This window comes from bacterium, from assembly GCA_035528375.1.
GTDB lineage: Bacteria > RBG-13-66-14 > RBG-13-66-14 > RBG-13-66-14 > RBG-13-66-14 > RBG-13-66-14.
The window spans coordinates 1-3,353 of sequence record DATKYS010000042.1; the positions used below are offsets into that span (position 1 = coordinate 1).

Genomic DNA, 3,353 nt, shown 5'->3' on the forward strand with positions numbered 1-3,353 from the left:
GGCAACGCGGGGCGTTGCATCCCAGTCCCGCAACGACACATTTAAACGTCCGTCACGTTTGCGCCGCGAGCGGTACATTAAAAAGGTTCGGGGGTGTGTCATCAGCAACGCCGAGCGTTGCATCTCGATTCCGCGACGATGGGTTTTTGATATTCTAAAGGTCGGCGCCGCGAGCGGTACATATAGAAGATTCGGGGGCGTGCTTTAAGCAACGCGGGGCGTTGGCAACGCGGGGCGTTGCATCCCAGTCCCGCAACGACACATTTAAACGTCCGTCACGTTTGCGCCGCGAGCGGTACATTAAAAAGGTTCGGGGGTGTGTCATCAGCAACGCGGGGCGTTGTATCCCGACTCCGCGACGATGGGTTTTAATATTCGAGAGGTCGGCGCCGCGAGCGGCACGTATAAATGATTCGGGGGCGTGCTTTAAGCAACGCGGGGAGAATCGGTCGTCGTCGGGAATTTTCCGCAGGTGATGATTCGTACTCTTTTCGGACTGGCGGACTTATGGATAAGCGGAAGATATTCCTCATCATCGGCGACGGCATCGGCGACCGGCCGGTGTCCTCCCTGGGCGGAAGGACGCCCCTGTCCGCGGCGGCGACGCCGACCCTGGACCGCCTGGCCGCCGGCGGGATAACGGGGCTCCTGGACCCCATCGCGCCGGGCATCTGCGCCGGGAGCGACACGGCGCACCTGGCCCTCCTGGGCTACGATCCCTATAAGTACTACACGGGCCGCGGCCCCCTGGAGGCCGCCGGGGTCGGGCTCGCTCCGCGGGCCGGTGACGTGGCCTTCCGCTGCAACTTCGCCACGGTCCAGGAGCGGGACGGGACGCTGGTCGTCACGGATCGGCGTGCCGGGCGGATAACAGAGCGGACCGCCGAGCTGGCCGCCGTCCTGGACGGGATGCGGCTCTCCGGCGGCGTGACGGCCCTGTTCAAGGAGTCGGTGGCCCACCGGGCCGCCCTGGTGCTCCGGGGCGAGGGGCTCTCCGGCGCGGTGTCCGACGTGGACCCCCACTCCGAGGGCGAACCGCTCCACCCCTGCTCACCCACGGTGGCCGAGGGCGACCCCGAGTACGCCGCCGCCCGCAGGACCTGCGCCGCCCTGGAGGAGTTCGTCCGCCGGGGCCGCGAAATCCTGGACGTCCACCCGGTGAACGACGAGCGCCGTCGGGCCGGTCTTCCTCCGGCCAACTGCCCCCTTCCGCGCGGCGGGGGGCTGGTGCCGCACATCCCACCCTTCGGCGAGCTCCATGGGCTGCGGGCCGCCGCCCTGGTGGAGGTCGGCCTCCTGAAGGGCCTTTTGGGCAACTACCTCGGCTTCGACCTCGTCGAGTGTCCCGGGGCCACCGGCGGCGCCGACACGGACGTCGAGGCCATGGCCCGGGCCGTGACACGGGCCTGGGACGCCTACGACCTCATCTTCATCAACATCAAGGCCCCGGACCTGGCCGGCCACGACGACGCCCCCGAAGAGAAAATCGCCGCCTGCCTTCTGGTGGACCGCTTCCTGGCCCTCACCGAGCCGCTCTGGCACGCGGGGACCGTCCTCGCCGTCCTGGGGGATCACTCCACCCCCTGCGAGGTCGGCGACCACTCGGGCGACCCCGTCCCGCTCCTCGTCCACGGCCCGGGCGTCCGCCCCGACGCGGTGGAGACTTACGACGAGTTCGCCTGCGCCGCGGGTGGGCTGGGGCACCCCCGGGGCACCGACCTCATGCCCATCCTTTTGAACCTGTCCAACCGCTACACCAAGTTCGGAGCCTGACCCCCATGAAAATATTTCCCGTCCTTCTTTTCGCCGCCCTCCTCCTGCCGGCCGCGTGCGGGGAAGAGGCAGCCCCCGAGCCCGCGGGCGACGGCGCCGTCACCGAGCTGGTGGGCAAGCTTCCGCCCCGGGTGGAGCTGCCCGAAAACCTGCGCGGGGCGCTCGCCGGGAAGAGAGTGGTCATCCTGGTGGGCGATTCCTTCTACGACCCCGAGCTCTACGACGTGCGGCGCCTGTTCACCGAGGCCGGGGCCCGGGTCTATCTCGCCAGCGACTACAGGCAAGTCGCCGGCCTCGGGGGCAGCGTCCCCCTCCTGGACCTGGGGCTCGAGGAGCTGGCGCGCCTGGACGGCGTTGACCTGTTGTACCTCATGCAGTCCAAGGGGATGGAGGGCATGGCCTATTTCCACGCGACCGGGACGGTAATCGGGAAGGTGCTCGCGGGCGGCGGGTACGTGGGGGCGAGCGGAATCGGCGTCCTGGCCCTCTTGCAGGGCGACCGGGCCCGCGGGGTGAGGATGGCGGTTTTCAAGGGGCAGCGCAAGAGGATGCGCGAGGGCGGGGCGGTCGCGGTGGAGGATTCGGACGTCTTCCTGGACGGCCGCATCGGCACCTGCGAGTTCTGGCCCCAGGGGCCGCGGCTGGCCGTGACGCTCATCGAGGCCCTCGCCGCCCCGTCTTAGGTTCTATGCTGGATTATTCCTTCGAGCGCCGCGTGCTCGCGGAGGGCGATTTCCCCGGACCCCTGGCCGGCCTGGACGAGGCGGGGCGCGGGCCGGTGGTCGGCCCGGTGGCCGCGGCGGCCGTCATCCTCGACCCGAACCGGATCCCGCTCGGGCTCGACGACTCCAAGCGGCTATCGCCCGCCGAGCGCGACCGCCTCGAGGGCGAGATCAAGGCCAATGCCCGGAGCTGGGCGGTGGCTTTCGCCTGCCCCGGCGAAATCGCCCGGCTGAACATCATCGGCGCCAGTTTCCTCGCCATGCGCCGGGCGCTGGACGACCTGAACCCCCGACCCCGGCTGGCCCTGGTGGACGGCCCCGAGCTGCGTTCCCATTTCCCCCGCCTGGGAATTCCGGCGGTGGGCGTGGTGAAGGGGGACGCCCGCGTGGCCAGCATCGCCGCCGCCAGCATCCTGGCCAAGACCGCCCGCGACCGCCTCATGCGCGCCCTGGACTCGTTTTTCCCGGGGTACGGCCTGGCCGAGAACAAGGGCTACGGCCGTCCCGCCCTGGAGGCGCTGCGCCGGCTCGGACCCACCCCCGTCCACCGCTGGAGCTGGAACGCGGTCCGGCAGACGGACCTCCTCGACCGGTGATGATTGGGTCGTGCGGTCCGGGCCGGGTTGAGAGGCGGGGCGTGTCCCCTCTCCCTCCGGGAGAGGGGTTAGGGGTGAGGGCCACCTTAGAAGAAAGGCGGCGGGGATGGGAACCGAGCGAAGCGAGCTATGCCCCTGGCAAATCCCCGCCCTACATCATGAACGGGCCGACCTGAACGGCGCGCCGTCGGTCGGCCCCTACGTCATCGCAGCATGGGTGACAGGTGCCGCGGGCGGGTGTGGACACCCGCCCCTACGTCAT

The 3,353-nt window shown here is 69.7% G+C and carries 3 protein-coding genes; all 3 read left to right on the forward strand.

Features of this window, described 5'->3' with window-relative positions; translation table 11 throughout:
• The first annotated feature begins 507 nt into the window (after positions 1–507).
• Genes VM054_03195 through VM054_03205 form a run of 3 tightly spaced genes read left to right on the forward strand, consistent with a single transcriptional unit; the run spans position 508 to position 3,091 of the window.
• Entirely contained in the window at positions 508–1,773 is a 1,266-nt protein-coding gene (locus VM054_03195) for a 2,3-bisphosphoglycerate-independent phosphoglycerate mutase (GenBank protein ID HUT98058.1), read from the forward strand.
• Between the two features lie 5 nt (positions 1,774–1,778).
• Positions 1,779–2,456: a DJ-1/PfpI family protein gene (locus VM054_03200; protein HUT98059.1), complete on the forward strand. Its 678-nt coding sequence runs from the start codon at positions 1,779–1,781 to the stop codon at positions 2,454–2,456.
• Between the two features lie 5 nt (positions 2,457–2,461).
• Positions 2,462–3,091 (forward strand): ribonuclease HII, encoded by a 630-nt coding sequence (locus VM054_03205; GenBank protein HUT98060.1) that lies wholly within the window; start codon positions 2,462–2,464, stop codon positions 3,089–3,091.
• Positions 3,092–3,353: the final 262 nt, after the last annotated feature.

Bases quoted from the DNA above. Each gene is read 5' to 3' on its own strand.
- VM054_03195 (HUT98058.1), top strand. From the start codon at position 508: ATGGATAAGCGGAAGATATTCCTCATCATCGGCGACGGCATCGGCGAC.
- VM054_03205 (HUT98060.1), top strand. From the start codon at position 2,462: ATGCTGGATTATTCCTTCGAGCGCCGCGTGCTCGCGGAGGGCGATTTC.
- VM054_03200 (HUT98059.1), top strand. From the start codon at position 1,779: ATGAAAATATTTCCCGTCCTTCTTTTCGCCGCCCTCCTCCTGCCGGCC.